The 24,347-nt window shown below is 43.7% G+C and carries 25 protein-coding genes and 2 pseudogenes; 9 read left to right on the top strand and 18 right to left on the bottom strand.

The genetic code is table 11. The annotated features are described in order from the left end of the window. Positions 1–138 (top strand): annotated as a pseudogene (locus O9324_RS02995) (shikimate dehydrogenase); the annotation flags it as partial. 134 nt (positions 139–272) lie between these two features. Here O9324_RS02995 and O9324_RS02990 read toward each other — a convergent pair. Both O9324_RS02990 and O9324_RS02985 read right to left on the bottom strand, forming a co-directional pair. After that, the gene (locus O9324_RS02990; RefSeq protein ID WP_287725964.1) at positions 273–848 is read right to left on the bottom strand and encodes a choice-of-anchor R domain-containing protein; all 576 of its coding nucleotides are present in this window, start codon (positions 846–848) and stop codon (positions 273–275) included. A gap of 1,567 nt (positions 849–2,415) precedes the next feature. Further along, entirely contained in the window at positions 2,416–3,198 is a 783-nt protein-coding gene (locus O9324_RS02985) for an aldolase/citrate lyase family protein (RefSeq protein ID WP_002769916.1), read from the bottom strand. Positions 3,199–3,555: 357 nt separating this feature from the next. Here O9324_RS02985 and aspS point away from each other — a divergent pair, with 357 nt between their 5' ends. Continuing rightward, positions 3,556–5,343, top strand: coding sequence for an aspartate--tRNA ligase (gene aspS / locus O9324_RS02980; RefSeq protein ID WP_288139433.1), 1,788 nt, complete (start codon positions 3,556–3,558; stop codon positions 5,341–5,343). Between the two features lie 22 nt (positions 5,344–5,365). Here aspS and O9324_RS27120 read toward each other — a convergent pair. Together O9324_RS27120 and O9324_RS02975 are read right to left on the bottom strand one after the other, a co-directional pair. Continuing rightward, positions 5,366–5,482: pseudogene (locus O9324_RS27120) on the bottom strand (Uma2 family endonuclease); the annotation flags it as partial. Positions 5,483–5,641: 159 nt separating this feature from the next. Then, complete coding sequence (locus tag O9324_RS02975) at positions 5,642–7,000, bottom strand: SUMF1/EgtB/PvdO family nonheme iron enzyme (protein WP_288139432.1); 1,359 nt, start codon at positions 6,998–7,000, stop codon at positions 5,642–5,644. A gap of 291 nt (positions 7,001–7,291) precedes the next feature. Here O9324_RS02975 and O9324_RS02970 point away from each other — a divergent pair, with 291 nt between their 5' ends. Continuing rightward, complete coding sequence (locus tag O9324_RS02970) at positions 7,292–8,752, top strand: efflux RND transporter periplasmic adaptor subunit (protein ID WP_288139431.1); 1,461 nt, start codon at positions 7,292–7,294, stop codon at positions 8,750–8,752. Between the two features lie 428 nt (positions 8,753–9,180). On the opposite strand, the gene O9324_RS27420 is transcribed toward O9324_RS02970, so the two are convergent. Next, a complete protein-coding gene (locus O9324_RS27420) occupies positions 9,181–9,312 on the bottom strand; it encodes a hypothetical protein (RefSeq protein ID WP_502846565.1) in 132 nt (43 codons plus the stop codon). Between O9324_RS27420 and O9324_RS02965 the strand changes: the two genes are divergently transcribed. From O9324_RS02965 to O9324_RS02950, 4 genes are all read left to right on the top strand, one after another. Beyond that, on the top strand, positions 9,305–12,307 hold the full coding sequence (locus tag O9324_RS02965; protein WP_502846564.1) for an efflux RND transporter permease subunit: 3,003 nt from the start codon (positions 9,305–9,307) through the stop codon (positions 12,305–12,307). The genes O9324_RS27420 and O9324_RS02965 overlap by 8 nt on opposite strands. A gap of 165 nt (positions 12,308–12,472) precedes the next feature. Next, positions 12,473–13,465 carry an aldo/keto reductase gene (locus O9324_RS02960; protein WP_287629960.1) on the top strand — a complete coding sequence of 331 codons (993 nt, stop codon included), beginning with the start codon at positions 12,473–12,475 and terminating at the stop codon, positions 13,463–13,465. A 590-nt stretch (positions 13,466–14,055) separates the two neighbouring features. After that, positions 14,056–15,189: a chymotrypsin family serine protease gene (locus O9324_RS02955; protein WP_288139429.1), complete on the top strand. Its 1,134-nt coding sequence runs from the start codon at positions 14,056–14,058 to the stop codon at positions 15,187–15,189. 123 nt (positions 15,190–15,312) lie between these two features. Continuing rightward, the gene (locus O9324_RS02950; RefSeq protein ID WP_287628436.1) at positions 15,313–15,540 is read left to right on the top strand and encodes a hypothetical protein; all 228 of its coding nucleotides are present in this window, start codon (positions 15,313–15,315) and stop codon (positions 15,538–15,540) included. Between the two features lie 37 nt (positions 15,541–15,577). Here O9324_RS02950 and O9324_RS02945 read toward each other — a convergent pair whose 3' ends face one another. The 3 genes from O9324_RS02945 to O9324_RS02935 are packed head-to-tail and all read right to left on the bottom strand — an operon-like array spanning position 15,578 to position 17,969. Beyond that, positions 15,578–16,426 carry an ADP-ribosylglycohydrolase family protein gene (locus O9324_RS02945; protein ID WP_288139428.1) on the bottom strand — a complete coding sequence of 283 codons (849 nt, stop codon included), beginning with the start codon at positions 16,424–16,426 and terminating at the stop codon, positions 15,578–15,580. Positions 16,427–16,434: 8 nt separating this feature from the next. Then, positions 16,435–17,196: a helix-turn-helix domain-containing protein gene (locus tag O9324_RS02940; RefSeq protein ID WP_072927029.1), complete on the bottom strand. Its 762-nt coding sequence runs from the start codon at positions 17,194–17,196 to the stop codon at positions 16,435–16,437. A 26-nt stretch (positions 17,197–17,222) separates the two neighbouring features. After that, positions 17,223–17,969 carry a pseudouridine synthase gene (locus O9324_RS02935; RefSeq protein ID WP_288139427.1) on the bottom strand — a complete coding sequence of 249 codons (747 nt, stop codon included), beginning with the start codon at positions 17,967–17,969 and terminating at the stop codon, positions 17,223–17,225. Between the two features lie 503 nt (positions 17,970–18,472). On the opposite strand from O9324_RS02935, the gene O9324_RS02930 reads away from it, so the two are divergent. Both O9324_RS02930 and O9324_RS02925 read left to right on the top strand, forming a co-directional pair. Further along, a complete protein-coding gene (locus O9324_RS02930; protein WP_002769927.1) occupies positions 18,473–18,724 on the top strand; it encodes a hypothetical protein in 252 nt (83 codons plus the stop codon). A gap of 8 nt (positions 18,725–18,732) precedes the next feature. Beyond that, complete coding sequence (locus O9324_RS02925; RefSeq protein ID WP_002769929.1) at positions 18,733–19,164, top strand: type II toxin-antitoxin system VapC family toxin; 432 nt, start codon at positions 18,733–18,735, stop codon at positions 19,162–19,164. A 163-nt stretch (positions 19,165–19,327) separates the two neighbouring features. On the opposite strand, the gene O9324_RS02920 is transcribed toward O9324_RS02925, so the two are convergent. The 10 genes from O9324_RS02920 to O9324_RS02875 form a co-directional block, all read right to left on the bottom strand. After that, the gene (locus O9324_RS02920; RefSeq protein ID WP_002738113.1) at positions 19,328–19,552 is read right to left on the bottom strand and encodes a hypothetical protein; all 225 of its coding nucleotides are present in this window, start codon (positions 19,550–19,552) and stop codon (positions 19,328–19,330) included. Further along, complete coding sequence (locus tag O9324_RS02915) at positions 19,530–19,817, bottom strand: BrnT family toxin (RefSeq protein ID WP_002769932.1); 288 nt, start codon at positions 19,815–19,817, stop codon at positions 19,530–19,532. Before O9324_RS02915 ends, O9324_RS02920 begins: the two co-directional genes overlap by 23 nt. A 48-nt stretch (positions 19,818–19,865) precedes the next feature. Then, positions 19,866–20,033, bottom strand: a complete 168-nt coding sequence (locus O9324_RS02910; RefSeq protein WP_002769934.1) for a type II toxin-antitoxin system HicB family antitoxin — start codon at positions 20,031–20,033, stop codon at positions 19,866–19,868. A 755-nt stretch (positions 20,034–20,788) separates the two neighbouring features. Further along, positions 20,789–21,109 carry a helix-turn-helix domain-containing transcriptional regulator gene (locus tag O9324_RS02905; protein ID WP_287629567.1) on the bottom strand — a complete coding sequence of 107 codons (321 nt, stop codon included), beginning with the start codon at positions 21,107–21,109 and terminating at the stop codon, positions 20,789–20,791. 129 nt (positions 21,110–21,238) lie between these two features. Then, on the bottom strand, positions 21,239–21,967 hold the full coding sequence (locus O9324_RS02900) for a hypothetical protein (protein WP_287629568.1): 729 nt from the start codon (positions 21,965–21,967) through the stop codon (positions 21,239–21,241). A gap of 370 nt (positions 21,968–22,337) precedes the next feature. Then, positions 22,338–22,577: a hypothetical protein gene (locus O9324_RS02895; RefSeq protein WP_287629570.1), complete on the bottom strand. Its 240-nt coding sequence runs from the start codon at positions 22,575–22,577 to the stop codon at positions 22,338–22,340. A 276-nt stretch (positions 22,578–22,853) separates the two neighbouring features. After that, on the bottom strand, positions 22,854–23,135 hold the full coding sequence (locus O9324_RS02890) for a type II toxin-antitoxin system RelE/ParE family toxin (RefSeq protein WP_287629571.1): 282 nt from the start codon (positions 23,133–23,135) through the stop codon (positions 22,854–22,856). Then, the gene (locus tag O9324_RS02885) at positions 23,132–23,356 is read right to left on the bottom strand and encodes a hypothetical protein (protein ID WP_287629572.1); all 225 of its coding nucleotides are present in this window, start codon (positions 23,354–23,356) and stop codon (positions 23,132–23,134) included. The genes O9324_RS02890 and O9324_RS02885 overlap by 4 nt, the downstream gene beginning before the upstream one ends. A 544-nt stretch (positions 23,357–23,900) precedes the next feature. After that, positions 23,901–24,164 (bottom strand): RNA polymerase sigma factor, encoded by a 264-nt coding sequence (locus O9324_RS02880; protein WP_288139434.1) that lies wholly within the window; start codon positions 24,162–24,164, stop codon positions 23,901–23,903. Between the two features lie 70 nt (positions 24,165–24,234). Next, a partial coding sequence (locus O9324_RS02875) for a transposase (protein WP_071784045.1) occupies positions 24,235–24,347 on the bottom strand: 113 nt, incomplete at its 5' end.

Here is a 24,347-nt window from a genome sequence, read left to right as displayed (position 1 = left end):
AAAGTAGAGGGAACACAGGACGCTTTAATTCAGGATGTCTCTGACCTTAAGGGAGCAAAATCGTTGATTATTCCCGTGGTAGTGGCAGTATTAACCAGTATTCTGACTCTGCTGGTGCGATCGATCCCGAATCCTTAAAAGCTTCCCCGTTTGTATAGTAAATTCGTAGGTCGGGTTGAGGCAACGAAACCCGACATAAATCCTCGGTTGTTGGGTTTCACTATCGTTCAACCCAAGCTACAGCTATGAGAGTTGATTGATCAATCAAGCTACTATCCCTTGTTCCGACGACCTTTAACCCCCAGTAATGCCAATCCGAACAGGGACAAAGCCGCGATCGCACTAGGTTCGGGAGTGCTGGCCACCGGACCAGTTATCTCGGTTGCGTTGATCTGGAAACTGTTCAAAGCGCTACTGTTAAAGAAACTCGATCCACTGTTATTGCTAACCCGGTTTCCCGATGACGTGGCGATGCCCGTCGGGGTTATAATCGGATTAGAGCCGACCCAAGTGAAAATTCCACTGGTGCTGGTAACGTATAACCAGTATTTAGTACCAGCAGTAAACGTGAAGGGGCTAGTGGGAGTGAAGGTGTAGTTAAAGGTTCCCGTTCCTTGAGCGGTAGGATTGGTGAAACTGGCGAGGACGGTACTGCCCGGATTGCTGCCCCCCACATCATTGCGGATCTGGACTAGGGGAGTCTCTCCGGGATCGTAGTTACTGAGTCGCAGGATGGCGTTGTCGAGGCTGTAATTGTTACCCGCGGGTAGAGTAAAGGCGAGCGCTTTTACAACATTGGTGGTAATCCCAGTGCCCCCAGAATCATTATTTTGCGGGAGATTCCCGATCAGAACTGCCGCGCGGACAGGGTTTACCCCCCCCCATTAGTACAAGAGAACTGCTAATGCCCGCTAACACCAAAGACATAGATAAGGTTTTCATGATCTCTAAAAAGGTTAAGAAATATTACGGCGACTCTATCGCAGCCGTCTCTTCTTTTCAACCATTGATCAGTTATTGTTATCATTTACCTACTATAATTATTAATTCTTTCTATAGTGTATTGACAAAGTAGCTATAAAGTGGTAAGCAAGATCGGGCGGTTTCTGGTCGTGCCAAGTAAATTCGTAGGTCGGGTTGAGGCAACGAAACCCGACATAAATCCTCGGTTGTTGGGTTTCACTATCGTTCAACCCAACCTACAGGTATTAACCTAAAACTACTATAGGGTGTTGACAAAGTAGCTAGGAAGTGGTAAGCAACATCAGTCGGTTTCTGGTCGTTCCAAGTGGGATTGCTCTAGGGAGAGGGTAAAGAGCGAGTACGGCGGTAATAATCGGGGATAATCGGCGATTTCGCCCCTTACCTGAACCCTCAGCCATCTTGGGTATAGGAGTGGTTTTAGCTGACTGCCCACTTAATACCGTTCACTGAAAAATCAAATCTGATCACTGGTCTTTGTATAACAAAAATTTATCAAAATCCCAATATACTTGAGAAGATTTAAATTTACATTCCTTCATCTTTACTTTTCTTAAAAAATAATTGAGAAAAATTCCTATTTGTCAACGAGATTGCAATAGTTACAGCCTGCTGCTAGGATCTAAGAATTGGGTTACTCTGTGCATTTTTAGGCTTTGTACCTTGAAACCCTTGCCACGTCTAGGATAACTAATTCGTCCCCAGTAAAAACTTGCCAATTGCTCCTTTGACGAAAAAGATCTTTTGCCAAAAATATGTGTACTTATGTTAAAACGAAAAAGTTTTTTTGACAAAATAGACCAGATGTGCTGCGACAAAAGTATCCAGATTAGTTACTGGGGATGGGAAACTGTTAACTATCTAGGGTTTGCAGCAAAAAGTTGGTTGGTGGGGGCGGGGGTGTGGAAGGAACCACAGAGACACAGAGGACACAAAGATTGATCACTCCTATATAAGTAGCTGGTTTTAATTAAATTGAAGATAGATTTTGGGTTCGATCCCCCCTGCCCCCCTTGATAAGGGGGGATCGGCACCCCCTTAATCCCTCCTGAATAAGAGGGCATCTGACAATTTTTAACACCTACCTACTTAAGTTAAACTGGTCGCAACGCGCTCGCTACGCGAGATCACACCAAGAATAAGAGAGCCAATTTACCCCCGATCAATCCAATCCCTGGCACTTTTTGGAAACCAAAAAGCCTAAAAATCTGATCCAACAAGGTTTTTAGATTTATGCAGCCAGTCCTAAGTAGGTAGGCACAATTATTTGTAGGATGGGTTACGGTAGCGTAACATAATCGGGCGTTGGGTTTCATGCTTCAACCCAACCTACGTTCATCTTATATTTAATTCCACCCACCCACTTACCTTTTATTTGTCAGATTGATTGGCTCTGCCTAGGTTTTGCACGATCGATCGAACTGACCAATATCTTTAACCAAAAAGTAAATCACGGAGGATTTCTAAACGCTGGTCATCTTCACGAACAATAGCACTATAATAATTTTTTTTATTCTCTAGCCAGAGTAATTCAAACTCGATCGCCTTGGGCAAAGCTAAACTAAAATTATCCAAAGCTTGGGGACAATCAAAGATAACTTTGCGCGTCTCGAAGCGGTCAAAATGTCCTTGGCAGAACATTTTGAAAAACGGTAAAGAATCTAGTGACACCCCACCCCCAATAGCCACAGTCAAACCGGCAGCCTTAGCTTTTTTTGCCAAAGGTAAAGCCAGATCTAAAACTTGCTCGCTATTGACATCCCGGCGAGTTAATCCCAAAGAACAGGCTAAATCCATCCGTCCGATGACGATACCATGGAGAGATTTTATCTCTGGAATCGCCAACATTTCCTGAAAATTCTCACAGGCAGTAATCGTTTCAATATTAACCAATAACTCCACATCTTCCACCCCTTGATCAGCTAAAACCCTCCTAGCTGCCCGCAGATATTTTTGTAAAGCGTAGCCTGTTTCTACCATGGGAGCAATCAAGCGATCGACTCCTAAATTAACCGCATCAAAGATATCTCTGATCGCTTCGCAACCGGCGATTTTCAGATTAAAATCCACCCCCGCTTGCAGACTAATTTCTTTCAACCGCATCGCTTCCGTCAGTCGGGTTCCTTCCGTCTCGAATTCCGCTTTTACCCCTGAAACATGGTGATCTTCCCTGAGTTCTCTTAACAGTTGCACCATTTTTTTTTCTAAGCAATTCATGTTTTTAATCGTTTAAAATTGGTAACTGCTAGATGAGCCTTGTTGATTATAGCCCATCTGCGAAAAGCCGATAGCTGAGGACTAAGTAGGTAGGTGTTAAAAATTGTCAGATGCCCTCTTATTCAGGAGGGATTAAGGGGGTGCCGATCCCACCTTATCAAGGGTGGCAAGGGGGATCGAACCCAAAATCTATCTTCAATTTAATTAAAACCAGCTACTTAGAAGACCATAAAAATACCCTAAACAAGAGGACAAAAGCGACAAAATACTGGCATAATGAGCAAGGCCGTCTGATTTTTTTCTGGCCCCATCCTTTCTATACTACATTCGTAATATAAGTAATTCTCTAGTTAGACTATGCGAACTCACTACTGTGGCGACCTGAGCGCGATCGAAATTGAAAAAAGTGTCACCCTCTTCGGTTGGGTCGATCGCCGTCGCGATCACGGTGGCGTTATTTTTATTGATCTACGGGATCGCAGTGGTATTGTCCAGATCGTCAGTGATCCCCAACGAACTCCCGCTTCCTATCCCATCGCTGAAACCGTCAGAAACGAGTATGTCATCAAGGTGACGGGAACAGTCAGTCAACGGCCCCCCGAATCCCTTAACCCGCGCATTGCCACCGGAGAAATTGAAATTTATGCCACTAGCATCGAGATTCTCAACGGGGTTACTAAACAACTGCCTTTTGTCGTCTCTAGTTCCGAAAGCGAATCGGTACGGGAAGATGTGCGCTTGCGATACCGCTATCTAGACCTACGCCGGGAGCGGATGAGTCAGAATTTACAACTACGTCACCAAGTTGTCAAAGAAATGCGCCGTTTTCTCGAAGATGAACAGCATTTTATCGAAGTGGAAACGCCAATTTTAACTCGATCGACTCCCGAAGGAGCGCGGGATTATCTGGTTCCTTCCCGTGTCAACCCGGGCCAATGGTACGCTTTACCCCAATCACCGCAACTATTTAAGCAATTATTAATGGTGTCGGGAATGGATCGCTACTATCAAATCGCCCGCTGTTTCCGGGATGAAGATCTACGCGCTGATCGTCAACCGGAATTTACTCAGTTGGATATGGAGATGAGTTTTCTCTCCTTAAGCGAGATTTTAGCCCTGAATGAGGCTTTAATCGCTCATATCTTCAAAAAAGTCAAAAATATTGATATAAGCCTGCCCCTGCCCCGTTTAACCTATTCTGAGGCTATGGATCGCTATGGGGTCGATCGCCCCGATACTCGTTTTGGCTTGGAATTGGTCAATGTGGCGGAGATTTTTGCCGATTCGGGATTTAAGGTCTTTTCAGGTGCGATCGCTAGTGGTGGGACGGTGAAAGTTTTACCGATTCCCAACGGTAACGAGGCGATTTCTAACGTCAGAATCAAGCCGGGTGGGGATTTATTCAAAGAAGCCACCGATGCGGGGGCGAAGGGAATCGCCTACATCCGCGTGCGCGAAGACTACGATTTTGATACCATTGGTGCGATTAAAGATAACCTGACAGAGGCACAAAAACAGGCTTTAATCGAGAAGACTGGTGCAAAACCGGGGCATCTGCTGTTATTTGGGGCAGGAGATACCGATACAGTCAATAAATCCCTATCCCGCCTACGCTTAGTTTTAGGGGAACAATTGGGATTAATTGATCCCGATAAAATCAACCTCCTCTGGGTGACGGATTTCCCGATGTTTGAATACAACGCCGAGGAAAAACGCCTAGAAGCATTGCATCACCCCTTTACTGCCCCTAATCCCGAAGATTTAGAGGATCTAGCCCACGCTCGCGCCCTCGCCTACGATATGATTTTTAATGGTATTGAAATCGGTGGCGGCAGTTTGCGGATCTATCAACGGGAAGTACAGGAAAAAGTCTTCGCCACCATCGGTCTATCCTCAGAGGAAGCCTATAATAAGTTCGGCTTTTTGTTAGAAGCTTTTGAATACGGAACCCCTCCCCACGGTGGCATCGCCTACGGTTTAGATCGCTTGGTGATGTTGTTAGCCGGAGAAGAATCAATTCGCGATGTGATTGCTTTCCCGAAAACCCAGCAAGCTAGTTGTTTACTCACTTCTGCACCTTCAACAGTGGCAGCGAAGCAATTAAAGGAATTATCCGTTGCTTCTACCTACAAACCGCCATCCTAAGATTAGGGTGGGCAATGCCCACCTAATTTTTGCCAGTCTGTTGACACCATGCTCTTAAATTCTTTTCTGCCCTCACTTCATCCTCTTTAGCAGTGGCTAAAAATTCCTAGAGTTTAGTTTTGGGAACTAGGGGAAAAGTGCAGGGTAAGCGCATCTTAACAATCCTTGACAATTGTTAAGCAAAAATCGACCAAATGGGTCGAGTTCGCCCCTACAAAATCGACCCGCCTAAGGGCGGGAAAGAAAAGAAAAAAGAAAAAATAGGGAATGAGGGTAAAAGGGGAAAAAGGAAAAAGGGTTAGAGAGTTCCCCCGAAAATGCAGACTACCCGAAAACCGTAATTGTTGATGCGGTTGACGCGGCGGAAGTAGTAGTCGTAGCGAATCGCGGAACGGCAGTAATTCGGATTGTAGCCCCAGGAACCGCCCCGCAGAGGAGAACGATTATCATTACCATTTTCTATCCAGACACTGCCATCCGTCGGCGCACCGTCATAGTTATCGTGCCAAGTATCGGCGCACCACTCCCGGACATTGCCGTGCATATCGTACAGTCCAAAGGCGTTTGGGGGAAATTGTCCCACGGGAGTTGTTTCGTTTCGATATTCTCCGTTCGGTTCATCGGCGTAGGTATTACTGGCATTGTAGTTAGCCAATTCCCCCGTAATGGTTTCCCCAAAGTAAAACGGGGTGGTGGTTCCAGCACGACAAGCGTATTCCCATTCCGCTTCACTCGGTAGTCGGTATTCCCGAACCGTTAGTTTTGATAATCTCGCACAGAACTCGATCGCATCGTACCAGTTGACTTGTTCCACGGGACGGCGATCGCTATGGGGACGGTATTTAAAATAGGCTGGTTTGAGATCAAGGTCTTGTTTAACTTTTAAATCCGTGCGAGAGGCGATCGCTTTCCACTGAGCCTGGGTGATGGGATATTTACCCATAAAGAAGGGTGGGACAGTTACTTCATGTTGTGGTCTTTCCCTTCTAAATCCTTCCCAATTAAATTTTTTCACCAGTCTTTCGATTTCCTCATCTTCTGTTCCCATCAGGAAAGTTCCCCCCGGAATGGCGACCATTTCTAAGGTGATGCCTTTGCCCAGATCTTCCCTGAAATATTGGGACTGTTTCGACTCTTTTCTAATTTGCTCACCCTTCGCATTTACTCCCACCACCTCAAAGTTAAATACTGATAACAGTTGTTTTGGCTCTTCTGGTTCAAGCTTGAATTGATAGGTAATTGCTCTTTCTAGTTGCTCAAATCCGTCTTCTTCCCAATAATCAAGCCAGTGGAGGTCTCGCAGATTCAAGCCAACTTCTGCAAGTCGCAGATCAGGAATTTCGCATTCTTCTAACCTCATGGGAATAAAAAAAATTGTCCCCAGTAGCATCTGTCCCAAGGTATCAAGTGCAATCCTCAACTCCCGTTGGATGTATCCCTGTTTATTAGCCGATTTCGCTGACAGACAGGCGAGAAAAATCTGACTAGCTTTAATCGCTTTCGGAATTTCATCTCGCCAAATTTGACCCGGAATCAGGTCTTTTTTATCTAACCAAGGTTTATATCCCGCTTGCTTGAGGCGGTCATGCAGTGCCAAAACTGCTGGTTTGTCCTCACTAGCGTGAGCTAGGAAAATTTGAATCTCTGACTTTTTCATAACTTTTTCTTATGACCACAAGTAGGGGAGAGCCAGATTAACTGGCAGAAAATCTCTAAATAAACCATTTAATTGATTATTACTCATTCTTAATTCTCCTGCCTACTGTCTGGGAGTCTCCTGTCTCCTGCCTACTGACTACTGCCTACTGAATCCTCACCAACCACGATAATTTGGGATTTTCACAGCAAGTCCACTTTCTCACTTTCCCCACCCGTGACCTTTTTCCGTTAGATTATAAATGGATACAAAACTTAACATTTTATCCAGAATCTACCGAGAGGGCAGATCGTGCGGCCAGATACCCTAGAAAATAACCAGCATTCAGGCGATAATTCGCTAGTTCCCGAAGAAATCGCATTTAATCCCGAAATTGAGCCAGAGGAAACCGAATACTCGCCAAAACCGACACAAACCAACTCTTGGCTATCGGGAGGAAAGGGTTTATTTATCGGTGTGGGATTGGGGGTTTTATTGACCCTAGGGGCGACTCGTTTCGCTAATCGACCCCAAACAGCCCAAAACCCCAATACTCAGCCCGTAGCGGCAAAAAATGAGGCACCAGCACAAACAGTAACCACCACTAGGGTGGAATCCACTGCCGTGGCCCGCACCCTGAAAGCGACTGGAAGCGTGGCAGCCTACGAATTAATCCCGATTCTTTCCCAAGCGACGGGACTACAAATCAAAGAAATCTTTGTCGATGAGGGTGATATCGTTAGTCAAGGTCAAATTCTCGCTCGTCTCGATGATACCGTCCTACAAGCGCAATTAACCCAAGCACAGGCAAATGTCGCCCAATCCCGGGCGCGTTTGGCAGAATTGCAAGCGGGTAGCCGTAAAGAGGAGATCGCTAGAGCTAACCAAACTATTCAACGCATAAAGGCTGAAATTAGTCAAGCTCAATCGGATTGGGATTTGGCTAAAAAACGCGTCCAGAGAAACCAAAGTTTAGAAGCGGAAGGAGCGATCGCCCGGGATCGTCTCGATGAAGTCCTCAATGAAGAAAGAAACAAAGCGGCGATCGTACAACAGACCCAATCCCGTTTAGGAGAAGCAGATCAGCAACTAGCGCAATTGCAAGCGGGCAACCGTCCCGAAGTGATCGCCCAAGCTACAGCCCAATTAACGGAAGCTCAAAGCCGTTTAGCCATTGTTAAAGCCCAATTAAACGAGACGCGCCTGATTTCTCCGGTTAGTGGCAAAATTGCCGAAAGAAATGCTCGCATCGGGGACACCACCAACGGTCAAAATGCTCTCTTTAAAATCATCGAAAATGGGCGTTTAGAGCTAAGATTACGGGTTCCTGAGAATCAATTGCCCTTAATCCGCGTCGGAGCGCCTGTTACTATCACTTCCGATGCTAATAGCAGTTTAAAATTATCGGGACAGGTGCGCGAAATTAATCCCATCGTCGATGAGGCATCCCGTCAAGCAACGGTTAAAGTCGATTTAACCGACAATAGAGGATTAAAACCGGGGATGTTTTTACGAGGTGCGATCGTGACGAATACTAGCAATAGTTTAACCGTCCCCATGACCGCAGTTTTACCCCAAAAAGATAATCAAGCTCTAGTTTATTTAGTGGGACCTGATAACACCGTTACCGCCAAAACTGTGCAATTAGGTCAAATTATGCCGAATAACCGCGTGGAAATTCTCACTGGTTTACAAGCTGGCGATCGCATTGTGGTCAAAGGGGCAGCCTATCTCGGTGATGGCGACAAAATTACAGCAATCAGTGATCAGTGATCAGTGATCAGTAATCAGTGATCAGTAATCAGTTGATAACTGAAAACTAAAAACTGAGGCTCTTCGGTTTGTCTTATGCAATGGACGGGGGTTATAAGGGATGTAACCCTTATATAGAAAGGCATTTAGCGATTTTTGTCAATTGTTTTTGCTCTAGAGCGAACTAATCAATTAAGTCTTTTGCCAGATAAGGATTTAGTCGATTTATGCTCCCCTATCGAACCATACCAAATAACGAAGAACCAAAACTGATAACTGATAACAATGACCGAATCTAAAACCTAATTTGTTAAGCTAAGTAGAAAGGCACAATTATTTGTAGGATGGGTTAGCAGTACCGTAAACCATGGGGTCGTTGGGTTTCATGCTTCAACCCAACCTACGTTCTAAAAACTGAAAACTGAAAACTAGAAACTAAAAACTGATAACTAAAAACTAAAAACTGATAACTGATAACTGATAACTGATAACTGATAACTGATAACTGAAATTATGGCTTTTAATATTTCTAATTGGTCTATCAAAAATCCCATTCCGACGATCCTGATCTCCCTGGTCATGGCCGTAATGGGATACATTGCCTTTCTAGGATTAGGGATCGATCGCTCTCCTAATATTGACATTCCGGCCGTGATTATCACCGTTAATCAACCCGGCGCCGGTCCAGAGGAATTGGAAACCCAAGTCACCAAAAAAGTCGAGGATGCGGTGGCTGCTTTGGGTAATATCGATCAAATTACTTCTACTATTAACGAGGGCAGCAGCACCACCACCGTTAACTTTATCCTTGGCACTAACAGCGATCGCGCTACCAATGATGTACGCAATGCCATAGCGCAAATTCGGCAGGATTTACCCCAAGATACTAACGATCCAATTGTCCAACGTTTAGAATTTGCCGGGGGTGCGGTGATGAACTATACCATCTCCTCCCCGAAAAGATCGATCGCCGAATTAAGTGATCTAGTCGATCGTCAAATTGGCCGCGCTTTAACGGGAGTGCCGGGGGTAGCACGAGTCAATCGGATTGGGGGAGTCGATCGAGAAGTGCGTGTAGATTTAGATCCCAGTCGTCTTTTGGCCTACGGTATCACGGCCGCGGCGGTTAATGACCAAATTCGTAGTTTTAATATTAATTTACCCGGAGGGCGATCGGAAATCGGTGGTAGTGAACAAACTGTCCGCACCCTCGGCAGCGCTGAAACCATTGAAGATTTAAGGAATTATCAAATCTCTTTACCTAACGGTGATACGGTCCCCTTAAGCAATTTAGGCACAGTTAGCGATAGTTCCAGTGATCCTCGACAAATGGCCCTCTTAGATGGGCAGCCAGTGGTGGGTTTTTCGATTTTACGGGGGACTGGCAGCACCTTGGTGACGGTAGAAACAGCAGTGCGTCAAGAAATCGAGAATTTAAAGAAAAAACTGCCCGAAGATATTAAATTTCAATTAATTTTTACCCGTGCCGACTCAATTCGTGCTAGTTACGAAAGCCTTCTTAGCGATCTCCTGATTGGTTGTATGATGACGGTGATCACGGTGGGTCTATTTTTAGGCAATTGGCGCGCCACGATTATCACGGGTTTAGCCCTGCCTTTGTCGATTTTTCCGACTTTTTGGGTGATGCAGTCCCTAAATTATACCCTTAACGGTATGACCCTACTGGCCTTAGCTTTAGCTTTGGGTAATCTTGTCGATGATGCGGTGTGCATGGTGGAGGACATCGATCAACATTTAGCTATGGGTAAAAAACCCTTGCAAGCGGCTTTTGATGCCTCAAAAGAGATTGGATTAGCCGTTTTAGCTAGTGCGGCGGCAATTATGGCGGTATTCCTGCCGGTTGCTTTTATGGGCGGTGTGCCGGGGCAATTCTTTCAACCTTTCGGCGTTACGGTGGCGGTTTCTACCCTTTTTTCCAGTTTGATCGCTGTCACCGTCACCCCGATGTTAAGTGCCTATATTCTACAGCCGAAAAAGCTCAAAACCGGTGATAATCCCTCCTCGCGCCCCCGTTTTCGTCCCTACAAAAGTTTGTTAACTTGGGCTTTACGTCATCGAATCCTGACTTTATTGGCGGCTTTGGTCTTTTTTATCGGTAGTTTACAGTTAGTTCCCTTGATTCCAAAAGGGTTATTTAGTTCCGGGGATACCGGATTAAGTACGATCAGCCTAGAATTGCCTCCCGGTGCGACTTTGAATGATACTGTTGCCGTGGCTAATCAGGTGAATAGTTTACTGCAAAAAAATCCCGCCGTCGCTAATGTTTTGGCTATTCCGGGAGATTCGGGACGGGTAAATACGGGGTTAATATATGTTAATTTAGTGCCTAAGGAACAGCGATCGCTAACTCAACGGCAATTTGAGGAACAAACCCGCAGGGATTTCCAGAAGATACCGGGTGCTAGAGTGACTTTTCGAGCGCAGGGGGGAGCAGGAAGCACTAAGGATGTCGCTATTATCTTAAAAAGTGAAAATGGCGATATTTTAACCCAAACTGCCCAAAAATTAGAGCGAGAAATGCGAGCTTTACCCGGTTTTGTCGAGGTCAGTTCCGGGGTAAGTTTAGTTAAACCGGAGATCATTATTCAACCAGATCCCGTCCGGGCTGCTGATCAGGGAGTCTCAGTCAGAGCGATCGCCCGTACCGCATCTTTAGCTTTAATCGGCGATAATGAGTTTAATTTAGCTAAATTTAACCTGGCTGACCGACAAATTCCCATCCGGGTAAAAATTGCCAATGATGGACGCAGTGAGATAGAAACTCTGCAAAATTTGCGCGTTCCTAGCAGTAATGGGACGTTAGTACCGCTTAACTCGGTGGCGACAATTAGCTTAGGTAGTGGACCTGCGGAAATTCAACGCTTTAACCGTCAACGTCAGGTTAATATTGGAGCTAATTTAGAGGGAGTTTCTTTGGGAAGTGCGGTGACACAAATTCGCGCTTTACCAATCATGAAAAACCTACCCCCAGAGGTGACAGAAGAACCCTTTGGTGATGCTCGTATTATGCGCGATATCTTCGCTCGTTTTTTGGGGGCGTTAAGTTTAGCAATTATTTCGATCTATGGGATTCTGGTCTTGTTGTATAACAATTTTCTCTATCCCTTAGCGATTTTAACTTCCCTTCCTTTATCGATTGGTGGCACTTTAATCGCTCTTTTAATTACCCAAAAAGAGTTAGGTTTATACGCTTTAATTGGTATAGTTTTATTGATGGGATTAGTCACTAAAAATGCGATTCTGTTAGTCGATTTTGCCTTGAGTGGTCTTCAGGAAGGGAAACCGCAATTTAAGGCGGTGATTGATTCGGGAGTCTCTCGTTTACGACCAATTATTATGACCTCCGTTTCCACAATTGCCGGGATGTTACCGATTGCTTTAGCTTTAGGTGCAGATGGGGAAATTCGCGCACCGATGGCAATTGCTGTTATTGGTGGTTTTACCACTTCCACCCTATTAACTTTGGTGGTTGTACCAGTAATCTTTACTTATATCGATAGTTTTTACTATTGGTTGCGGGGATTATTTGTTAAACAAAAACCCAAGTCGATTTAGTACAGAAAACGGGTTTCTCGGAGAAACCCGTTTTCTACTCGGAGAAACCCGTTTTCTACTCATGCACTCATGCAAAAAGGGGAATAAATAATCAGTCTTTAATAACCAGATTTAGTATAAAATATCTTGCTGAAAGCTTGAGAAAAAACCCAGAGAAACTAACCCATGAATCCCTTGACAGTCACACATCAAACTCTATCCCTTCCCCCCATGGGCTGCGGTACTTGGGCCTGGGGAAATCGTCTTCTCTGGGGTTACGATGAGAGTATGGATAGCCAGTTACAAGCGGTTTTTAATCTCTGCGTCGAGCGGGGTGTCACCCTATTTGATACGGGAGACTCCTACGGCACAGGCAAACTCAACGGACAGAGTGAGAAGCTATTAGGACGCTTTACGGGGGAATATAGCGGTTATAACGCTGATCATATCCGTATTGCCACCAAACTCGCCCCTTATCCTTGGCGTTTAACCCGTCATGCCATGGTGAAAGCTTGTCAAGCTTCGGCAACCAGATTGGGTCGCCCCGTGGATTTAGTGCAAATGCACTGGTCAACGGGCAATTATGCGCCATGGCAGGAGGGAAGATTATTAGACGGATTGGGGGATTGTCTGGAAAAGGGGTTAGTTAAAGGGGTGGGTTTATCCAATTTTGGACCGAAAAGATTGAAGTCTGCCTATCAAAAGTTTGCCAGTCGCGGCATTCCTATCACCAGTTTACAGGTACAGTATTCTCTCCTTTCTACCTATCCTCTCACTGACTTGGGATTAAAGGAACTATGTGATCAATTGGGTATTAAAATTATTGCCTATAGTCCCTTGGCTTTGGGGTTATTAACGGGGAAATATCGAGATAATAAAAACTTACCAACAGGATTACGTCGCTTCCTTTTTGGTCAATTAATTCCCGCTATTTCTCCTCTGATGAGTTGCCTAGAAGTTATCGCCCAAGCTAAAAATAAAACTATTAGTCAAGTTGCCTTAAATTGGTGTATCTGTAAGGGAACAATTCCTATCCCCGGAGCTAAAAATGTTAAGCAAGCTGAGGAGAATTTAGGCGCTTTAGGATGGAGTTTAGACAGTGGGGAAATAGCAGAATTAGATAAAATTGCCGCAAGTTTAGATAAAAAAATGGTACAAAATATCTTTCAAACTAAGTAGGGTTTGCTGAAAAAGTCTTGGAGTGAGAACGGGCAACAATTTTCATATTTTATCAGACTCTGCCTAGGAAATGCAGAGGAAAAATTCCTATATATAAGGCTGCTGAAAAAGTTTTTCGTCGGGGCAGGGTGTGGGGTGTGGGGTGTCGTGTTTTACCGATTTTCAGGATATTCGGCGAAGCTCAGTCGAGCCGTGGTCAACTACCTAATTTTCAGGGAAAAAGTGCCTAAAATTACCCCCCCGATCACTCCAAGCACTGGCACTTTTTGATTTGAAAAAAGCCTAAAGATATTATCCAACAAGGTTTTTGGATTTATTCAGCAAACCCTAGATAACCATTAAGATAACTGCTATAATTGAGTTCGCTCGAACAAGAAGAGACAATAAAGATCTAAAAAGTTTTACAAATAAATATTTCAAAATCTTGGTTACAGGTGTCAATGCTTAGGCGTTATAGGTAGCATATACCCAGGGTTTATTCCAGTTAAGAGAAATAAATTACTGTTGAGGAGTCAATTGGTTATGTTCGGTTCTCTTACTTTGGGAATAATAACCCCAGTAAAACACTTGTGAACAAGGCGGTTTTAACAATGACTCAACCTTATGAAATGCCCGATGAGCGGGAGGGTTCTACTATGGAATCATCAACGAATAAAGATGTGATCGAATTTGATCCCAATGCGCCTTTGGGAAGCGAAAATCAAGCCTTAGAAGTAATGGAAGCCTCCGAGTCGATCGATACAATCGGGATCACTCAAGATTGGTTTTCAGCCCAAGAAGAATTAGAACAGCGCCTCGGAGGCAGTGAAGCCTTTACCGCCTCCCTATCCGAGTCGATTGCGGACTATGACACTGGAGGGGAACGCATTCTTGGCACTGGCATCGGTTTTCGTAGCGTCGGTGGACTGCTTACCCCCGATGTGACTCTGAAAGTTTACGTCAGCGAAAAAGTGGCTGGGACTACCGCTAGTGCTTTTGCCGCCGTACCCACCTCGATCGGGGGTATGCCTGTGGAAATAGAAGAAGTGGGCGAGATCGTCACCCAGTTATATAATCGTCGTTATGCGCGCCCGGTTCGTTGTGGTGTCTCCATCGGTCATCCGCAGGTAACCGCGGGGACTCTTGGCTGTCTGGTGGTGCTACGCAATAATAAGCTGTGCCTGTTGAGTAATAACCACGTCATCGCCAATTCCAACAACGCCCGTATCGGCGATCCGATTATCCAGCCTGGACGGGTTGATGGTGGGGTTGTCCCCGGCGATCGAATTGCCCTCCTGGAAAATTTTGTCCGGGTCAACTGTCCGGGCCCTAACTTGGTAGATGCGGCTGTTGCCTGGACAGCTTTTAGTTTTGTCGATCCGCGTCATGTCAGCTACACCCTCAATCCTACACCGATCGCCGCCCGCCTAGGCATGACCGTGAAGAAAAATGGTCGGACAACCCAAGCAACTGTCGGCACGATTACCGATATTAACGTCAACATCTCCGTCGGTGGCTACTCCTGCGGTGTCGCCCAATTCCGCAATCAGATCGGCATCCGTGGCATCGGCAGCAATCCCTTTAGTCGCGGTGGGGACTCTGGTTCACTGATCGTGACGGCAAACAGCAATCAACCGGTCGCCCTCCTCTTTGCCGGACGAACAGACAACAGCCTCACCTTTGCTAACCCAATCGGAGCCGTGATCTCGCAACTTTCCATTCAGCGATTTGTCAACAGTCGCTAATTCACCCTCAAGTTTCCCTCTCGCCAATCTCCACACCTGATCGCCTCCAGGATTCGGCGATCGGGTGTTGTTTCAGCTAAAATTTATTTGTCGCCGACCATAGATTTAGTAGAGGTAACACCAATGAAAAATTATACTCAGGAACAGTTGTTGGCTTTGCGTGACAGCCAAGAAGCTTGGTTGATGGCTCAACCCGGTGTAACTGGCACCGGAATCGGTCTAGATGCCAGAGGGCAGCTGGTGTTACGCATCTTCACCAAAGGTATTTCCGCCACCACACGCCAGTCTATTGCTGGGCAACTCCCCCATGTTCCCCTCGACTGGGAAGAAGGAGATGTGATCGCTTATTAAAGCCAGCGATCGCCTATAGTCCAAATAACAGCGATCTTCAGTTGTCTTGAGAGACCAATTTTAAGCTAGGACGAGGCTGCAAAGTTCCCCCGTAAGCGACGGCAGTATGAGGAGATAGGACAAGATGAGGAGATATACCCAAAGAAATTCGATAAATTTCCCCAGCTTTATCCATTAATTGCTGTTTAACTGGCTCTTTCGGCAAATTTTGCCGCCAAGCTAGGGGAATCCCCTCGATACCGTTGTACAATCCCGCCCAAATTCCCGCTAAAGTGCTGGTTAATTGCCGTTGATAGGGACTAGAATTGGCACGACGCACGCTAACGGCGAAATCCTCGCTCGTTTGCAGAAAGGTATAGAGGGAAGCGGCGATCGCAATTCCTAAAGGTGAGATCTCTTTCGCCCAAGCCGATAAAATGGACTCTAAGGGATGATTTTGCCCTAAAGCTGACTGAATCCGCTCTAATAGCTTATTCTTGGGGTTAATAGTTAGTAATTGCCCCATTAACTGATTTAAAGGCCTTTTTCCCTCTAATAACAGACCTACTACCTCTCCCCAAATTATCGCTTCTTGTCGGGTTAACTCGGAAATTAAGCCCTTTTTCAGCCAAAAATTTAATCTAGCTTGCCAAAGTTCCCCATGGTCAGGCCAGGTTAAAATCTCCGGCAACAGCACAAATAATAACGCCGATTCCGACTGCTGCCTAGATGCGATCGCAATGGGCAAATCTTCCTGAGATTGCAGAGCTTGCAAAAGCAGGGTCGTCCTCGGTGTAGCCTCATAGTTAAAGGCTGGTATTAGGGGTTGATTATGCAATGATTCCCCAATATATGCCCCGATTAACCCTCCCTGAAGGCGATCGAGGGGTGAAAAGACCTTTTGCATAAATTAGCTCAATTTGCCCGGTAGGTGACTTCCTCGACTTTGCCCGGTTGCCCTAGTTGTTTAGCATTGGCATTATTAACAGCAACGTAAACCCCGCCGGCATTACCCGCTCTCACGGTTAATTCTCGGTTTGCTTGCCAAGTGCGATGGCTTCCCTGGGGCAGTACACCCTCAAATTCTGTCTTGCCATCCACCACCACCCGCAGCCAGCAGTCATCTTCCAGTTTTACCTCCACCACCAGCTGCTGATTATTGCTAGTTTTGTTGGCTACCGGTTGAAGGGGGTTGCTTTTCGGTTGGACAATTTGCTGTTGTGGCAAGGAAGGCGGCGGTAAGCGATTCGATTGCAGTACCGATTTTTGCAGGACGTGGGATAGGGTTTGTACAGAACCAATAACTAAGATTAAATAGAGAAAATAGAGATGAATCGGGCGAATTTGAAGACTCGGCAGCGATAAAGACGGTTTTATTCCCCTAAAAAAGTTATTTACCTTGGTCGGAAAACGCCGGCTAACCGTCTCACCATCCAGGGACAGACTATCGGCAAATTGTTTGATTAACCAACGAATATAAATCGGTTCGGGCAATGCCTCCAAATCTCCCGCTTCCAGCGCTTCTAGACGATGGCGCGGGATCAAGGTTTTCTGGGCAATTTCCTCGAGAGAAAGGGACTGTTCTAGGCGATTTTTTTGCAAATAAACGCCGATTTCCAGTAATTTGGTGCGCTGTTTATGCTGGGGATCAAGTTGTGATTGGAGAAGGCGAAACATATCGCTATTAGTGGCTGACTTTCAGCTTAGTTAATCTGGTTTTTTAAATATTTCAGTTCATCAAGGGTTAAAAAACGGTAATGACCCAAGGGTAAAGGGGAATTATTACCAGAGTTTAGTTGAATACGACCGATAGCACTGCGATGAAGTTTCAGGACGTGATAACCTAATTCTTCGGCTACACAGCGAATCTGCCGATTTCTTCCCTCCACTAAAATAACTTCTAGTAGGGTTTTTTGGTCGGTTTGCTTGAGAATCTCAACCTGTGCGGGTAAGGTTTTTTTCCCTTCTAAGAGGATACCTTCTCGCCAACGCTGGAGAGCAAGTCTATCAACCGCACCATCTAGCCAAACCCGATAGGTTTTGGGCAAATGATAACGGGGATGGGTGAGGGTGAGGGTGAGTTGACCGTCGTTGGTGAGGAGTAAAGCCCCAGTGGTGTTGATGTCCAACCTTCCTACGGGATGTAACCCCGTCTCGCCGGCGAGGGAGTCGGGCAAAAGGTCAATCACCGTCGGCCGGTTTTGCGGATCCTTACAGGTAGAAACCACACCAATGGGTTTGTTGATTAGTATATACAATCTTTGGGGACGATTGCCCGGTTCAATTTTTTTTCCGTCTATCTCTAGGTGATCTTTTTCCGGGTCGGCTTTTTCTCCTAACTGCACGATTTTGCCATTCCGTCTCACCCGGCCGGCTACGATCATCTCCTCCGCCCTTCTTCGGGAGGCAATTCCCCACTGGGCAAGGATTTTCTGGACTCTCTCCGCCATTTTTTTTTAGTTTTTAACCCTTTCTATCTCCTATTATAGGCATCCTAAAAGGGGTTTTTTCGCCCAAAAAGTGAAGAAAAACCGAATATCTCCGGCTGCCTCTTTGATTTTTTTTCTTTGAAAACTTCTCAAAAAAAAGAGGAGTAATCCCTTGACTTGGGCGGCGGCTTCGGTTATACTTTTCTTATAATGCGAATCCGTGCATTTTTTGATTAACGCCACCACTCCATTATATATAAAGTCTTATAAAAATATTATGGCAAAAAGCCCTGAAAAAAGCAAGCAAAATTTTGCCGACAATTGTTAAAAAAGTCGGGCTAGTTTTCCTTACAGGATGATATGACTTTAAACCGGTTATTTCTCGGTTATCCAAGCGGTAAACTTTGATTGATGATGAATTGGGGACGTAAGTGACGGAGTTTGCGTCTCTTTGTTATAATTCAAAGGCTAGGCTATAATAACTCTTCATAAACACCGATAATTTTAGTCAAAGATGTAAAAAAATGAATATTCAACTCGTGGAATCTCTAGTTAATGCAATTAAATCCTTGTCCCGAGAAGAACAGGAATTGTTAGGAAAAAAACTCAAGGATCAACCCTCTTGGGAAATTGCATTAGAACGAATTGACGCAACTCGAAAAGCCATTTATGAACGTCGTCAGGGAAAACCATTTGAAACCGATGTTACTGAAATTATTCATCAAATGAGAGAAGAAAGAGAGCGGCAATTGATGGAAGAAATTGTGAATGAATAGAGAAAATAATGACTAATACATTTATCTGTGTTGATTCTAGTTTTATAGTTCGTTTAACAACGGTTGAACCTTCTGTAACAGTCTATAGTCAACTCTGGCAAAAATGGATAACCGAGAAAAATTTAGTGATTGCGCCAACTTTATTATGTTACGAAGTCACTAACGTATTTCATCGTCTGAAAAAAGCTGGTCAAATTTTGGAGAAAGAAGCACAAACCCTCCTTACAGAAGTCTTAGATTTACCTATTCAGTTTCATGAAGATCGTTACCTCCATTACCAAGCAATAGAAATTTCGCAAACCTTGAATCTTCCTGCTACTTATGATGCCCATTATCTAGTATTAGCTCAACGATTTCAAGCAAATTTATACCCTAGCGATAAACGCTTATTTAACAGCGTTAAATCTTCTCTAAGTTGGGTTCATTTGGTTGAAGTGTAGATTTTTATTTTTTTCTGAATAGCCGATCTTGTAGGGTGCGTGTTTGTGGCGATAATCTCTCACAAAAAACCAAAATTAACAATCCGCGCCCCACGCACCAAGTTCATTATTAAATTGGTGCGTTACGCTATCGAATAGCGCACCCTACAGGATTACTGTTAACTTATTTTTCAGGGATAGCAGATAGGATAGCTCGAAGTGCTTTGTTTACATCTTCAGAATTTTTGAAAACTTTAGCGACATCCGATTCTAAGGTTACAGTTATTTTTGTCTCATTTACCTGAGAAGCAAAACGATTAGGATGAGCCTTAGTATAATTAAAATTATATTCAGGAAGTAGGTCATCCTGTAAATTTTGGTTAGTTTTAGAGTCCTGTGTATTTTTCATAGTCTTGGCGTTCCTTTTTGGTTGTTAAACGTGCGCTGATAATACGAATCATTTGATTTCTTTCAGTAAAACAAACTACTAAAAGGCGATTCTTGTCATCGTGTCCGATAATAATTTCTCGTTTTTCACCGACCGAATGCCACTCATCATCAAAAATGTAGGCTAGAGGATCTCGAAAAACAGCCTTGGCTTCTTCAAAATTGATGCCATGCTTTTTGAGATTAAGTTTTGCCTTGGGGTTATCCCACTCAAATTGTAAGTTCATCAACTTAATTATAGTTCAATCTCCTACTAAACGGTACACTTTTAAATTTTAAGTAATTTTTTTTTCATGAGAAACTTCTAACCAGCCTTCTATTGCCTCTTTAACCATGACCATCAAATCATCATAATTTTCTGCCCAAGTATGACAACCAGACAAAGCTGGTACAGTTGCACACCAAACATCATCTTCTTGCCAGACAACCACTTTGATATTCATAATAAATATTTTTTATTGACTGAGATTTATTTTAATAATAACATAAATTTGTTTTTTTTGTGTAAGCCTGAGCTTGTAGGGTGCGTGTTTGTGGCGATAATCTCTGACAAAAAAACAAGTTAATAATCCGCGCCCCACGCACCAAGTTCATTATTAAATTGGTGCGTTACGCTTTGGCTAACGCACCCTACGATTTATGTTTCTGTTTGTGGCGATTATCTCTGAAAAAAAACTGGGCAAGGATTTTCTGGACTCTCTCCGCCATTTTTTTTAGTTTTTAACCCTTTCTATCTCCTATTATAGGCATCCTAAAAGTTTTTTTTCGCCCAAAAAGTGAAGAAAAAACGAATATCTCTGGCTGCCTCTTGGATTTTTTGGCGTTGCTGAATCAAGGTATGAATGACAACCTTGCACCTATCCAAAAGTTAGTTTGGGTCTAGGTTTTAAAAATCCCACAAAAGAAGATTCATATCTCAAATCAGCAACGCCCAAATTTATTGGCCAAATGAATCTGTTAAACTTCCTGTTTTTCCTGAACTGTCCCTCACGCTGTCTTCTATCCTATATAGCGTTTACATTTGAGTCGTGGAACGATATAAGGGCGCAAGCATTGCGCCCCTACAGGGGTCTTTCCACGGTTTATTTGTAAACGCTATAGCAGTTGGTAGTGTTCCGAAATATGTAAACTTTGGGTAAAATCTTTGCTATAATAAACCTATTAGGAAATCGCACTTTCAATAATTTAGGGAAGTGTTTTAGTCTCTGACATCCATTGTCAAAGCTTGTGGAACAAGCTGATAGCCCATAGCATATAGAATCGCATTTACATTCTCAAAAAGTAGGTTTCCCTGCTCTGATAACGCTTTTTGTAGTCCTTTCTGGCTCATCCCTGCTGCTTCTGCTGTTGCTGTAACTCCTTTGACACGGCTAATCATACACAATGCGGACAATAAAGCACCTGTATCTTTGTCCTTTGCATATTCCTCAAAGGTAACAGTTAAAAAACTGTCAATTTCTTCTGGATGTTCGCGGTAGTATTCTTCTTCAACTTGGTCAAATGTTCTGTATGTACCCATGACTTAGATGCTCTTTAGGACTATACCCACGCAACTCAGATAAATAAGCGATGTCATCACTGATAATTAAAAAAGGTGCGTTACACTTCGTTAACGCACCTTACAAGATTTGGCTACAAGATCAGGCGATCACACTAGAGAGTTTAGCATGACACTTCTAGTGGAATTAAGCAATTCCTTAGGGGGTTTCCCTGGTTTAACCGTCCACTCACCAGTGGAACTATAGACTACTGTGCATTGTTTAAGCACATCAAAGTCTTTACTGGTATTGCATTTTGCAGACTCATTCGCTACAGCAGTAATGTCTGCGAGTGAGTAACTGGAGTAATACCCAACACTAATATAGAAAACCAGCTTGGGAGTGATTGTATATGTCTTATTTGGCGCAGGGTTCCAGGTTATACCCATAAAGCCTTGCGATGTCTTCACTCCAAATGACATACTTTCATACCACTCGTTCGCCGCATTTTTTTGTTGGTCAAATGGGTTTGTCTTCATGGCTAACGTCCCAGATGGACTAGTCCCAGATGGAGCAGTAGGAACAGTAGGACCTTGGCGCGGTGGAACGTTGGCGTAGGTAACATCCCAGAGCTTGGTAAGATCGCTGTTCCTGGTAGAATTAGATTCAATTACAGTATTGAGTCCAACCGCGTTGTTTGAGGCACCAGCACCAATAACATATTGTACTGGGATTTTAAATGAATTCAAATCCTGAGAGCCTCCAGCAATATAAAGATTGGTGTCTGAGTTTGCAAATACCTTTGGTGAATCTGAGACCTCTGGCTGAGCAAGAAAAGCCCAGAAAAGTTGCCCATTAGGGTTCTGATTTACGATGTAAATCGTGTAAGTATCAGTCATTGATTGATTCCTCCAAGAAAATCAAGGTACTCATTACACTCTTAAGACGATCCCGCAACCTCATTTGTGAATTTTTTGAGTTAGCACCGATTTTTTTCTCTCTCGACTCACTCAACTGATCTGGCTGCAAAACCTCTAAACCTTTTCACAATAAAACTTATAGCTGTTTTAGTGCTTTGATTGCTCCGGCGATCGCCTTTTTGTTGTTTAAGTTGTTTAAACAGACGGTTAAAAAGGTGCGCTAACGAAGTTTAACGCACCCTACTGGATTGACTACTGGACTGACACTTAGAAAGTGTATTTAATTTCAATCACTACAATAATGTAACATTGACGAACATTTTACCCCATGATGTCGGGAGAGCCGTTCTTAACCAGTAAACTCGAAACGAATGCCTCCCATACCGCCACCACCAATTTGTAGAACTTCAACAGAGTTACTGTGTTGATCAGGGAATTTTAGTGTGTAGAACCCTCCTATCGATACACTTTCTCGTGTCTTATCGGACCAACCTGTAATCCAAAAAGACCCATCATCTTCATTTTGACGATTACCCGTAGATTTTCCTAAAACCGTATGAGAGCCATCAGAGCTATAAAGAATGTACATTTTTAATTCCTCAATTTCTATGCTGTATCATTCCTAAGACGATCCCGAAACCCCATTTGTGAATTTTTCTCTCTCAAGTCACCCGACTCATCTGGCTGCAAAACCTTTAAACTCTTTCACAATAAAACTTGTAGCCGTTTTGATAGTTTGATTGCTCTGGCGATCGCCTTTTTGTTGTTTAAGTTGTTTAAACAGACGGTTAAAAAGGTGCGCTATATTCCGTTAATGTAGCGTTTTATAAGCGTTGTCGAGAAGTATTCGATTTAAAGACATAAATTAGTAAACTTGGTCGTGTTTTCCAATATCAACTATAACAATTAAAGTTTCTCCTGAATCAGGATCTTTACCAAAAGTAAAAATAATACGGCAATCGTAACTAACAGAACATGACCAATAACCTTCTAATCTACCTGTCAATTTATGAGATTTTAAAGAAGGAGTGAACGGGTTATCCTCTAACAAATGTAGAACCTCTGATACCTTACTTTGTAGTTGAGGATTTTTGCTCATTAAGCGTTTAAAAGCTTTTTTAAAGCTCTTGTCAGCAACTAATTTCATTCTTCTTCATTCTCTAACAAATAAGCCATTATCTCTTCAGCGCTGCCTTTTTTTGCTGTTCTCATTGCTAACGCCTTTAAGGTTTCTTCCCCATTTTTAGCAATCTCCTGACGGCGTTTGTCAATACGTCTTTGATAAATTAGATCAAACAAATAATCTTGTTCTTCAATGGATAGACTCTCGACCGATTCGATAATATCTTGAAAAAATGCAATACTCATTAGAGTTTCCTTCTGTTAGTTAACTGTGTTTTCTTTATATGTTATCACAATATAGCGATGAGTTAGCTGCTTGCACTCCCTCCCGACAACAAGCTTGAGGATTGACGGTTGAAAAGGTGCGTTACACTTCGTTAACGCACCCTATTGGATTGTTTCAGCTAATTTAGTGTATTAGAAAAATGCTATAAATTCTATAATCTAAGACTTTAAGCCGAAATATATTGCCCTATTTTAGCTGAAACAGTCTACTATAAGTTCAGCCGATCGCACTACCCTTAGGCCCGACCAATAGCAACGAATTGAAAAGGACGATCTTCGTGGTTTCCACCGCTATCACCAGTTAAAGCAGTTGCAGTGAAACAGCGAAGTCATTAAAAAAGCGATCGCACTAGGAAAGCAGGCGATCATGATTGTCGAAGTCGCAAGGGTTTTAGCATAATAGTTTCAGAGAACCTACCCTACAGGCTTGAATCTTACCTTGAAGCTACAAGTGAAATGGCAATTATGGGGCAACCACAGGGGGATTGCCCCTATTCAATGTAGTCTAGAGATATTGTCCTAATTGTCGTTGCAATGCCTCTCGTGCTTGTTGGATACGCTTGCGAACATTACTATTAGAAATAGACAGCTTTTCGGCAATTTCTGAATAGGACATCTCTTGCTCAAACCGTAGCACAAATGTTTCTCGAAGCCTGGGGGGAAGCTGGTCGATAGCCTGGCGGATGTGTTCTTGTATTTCTGCTTGAAGCATCAAAGAATTGGGGTTTGATTGGCTTAACATTAAAGGAGAATTTTCAATTTCTAAGATAGTGTCAATATCTTCGATACCTCTGGCTTGGCGTTGGTGTTCTCGGCTCTTCGTTACCCTTTATGCTAAATCAACATACAAGATGCCAAGATAACATACTTCTAACCCAAAAATTCCGAAAGTTTCTAAAGCCATAGCCTCTCCGTTTTATTAGTTTAAGTTTATTGTTGATTCCCTCGACCA

It is taken from the genome of Microcystis sp. LE19-84.1B (genome assembly GCF_027531875.1).
In the GTDB taxonomy this organism is placed as follows: domain Bacteria; phylum Cyanobacteriota; class Cyanobacteriia; order Cyanobacteriales; family Microcystaceae; genus Microcystis; species Microcystis panniformis.
This window is presented reverse-complemented; position numbering and strand designations above follow the sequence as displayed.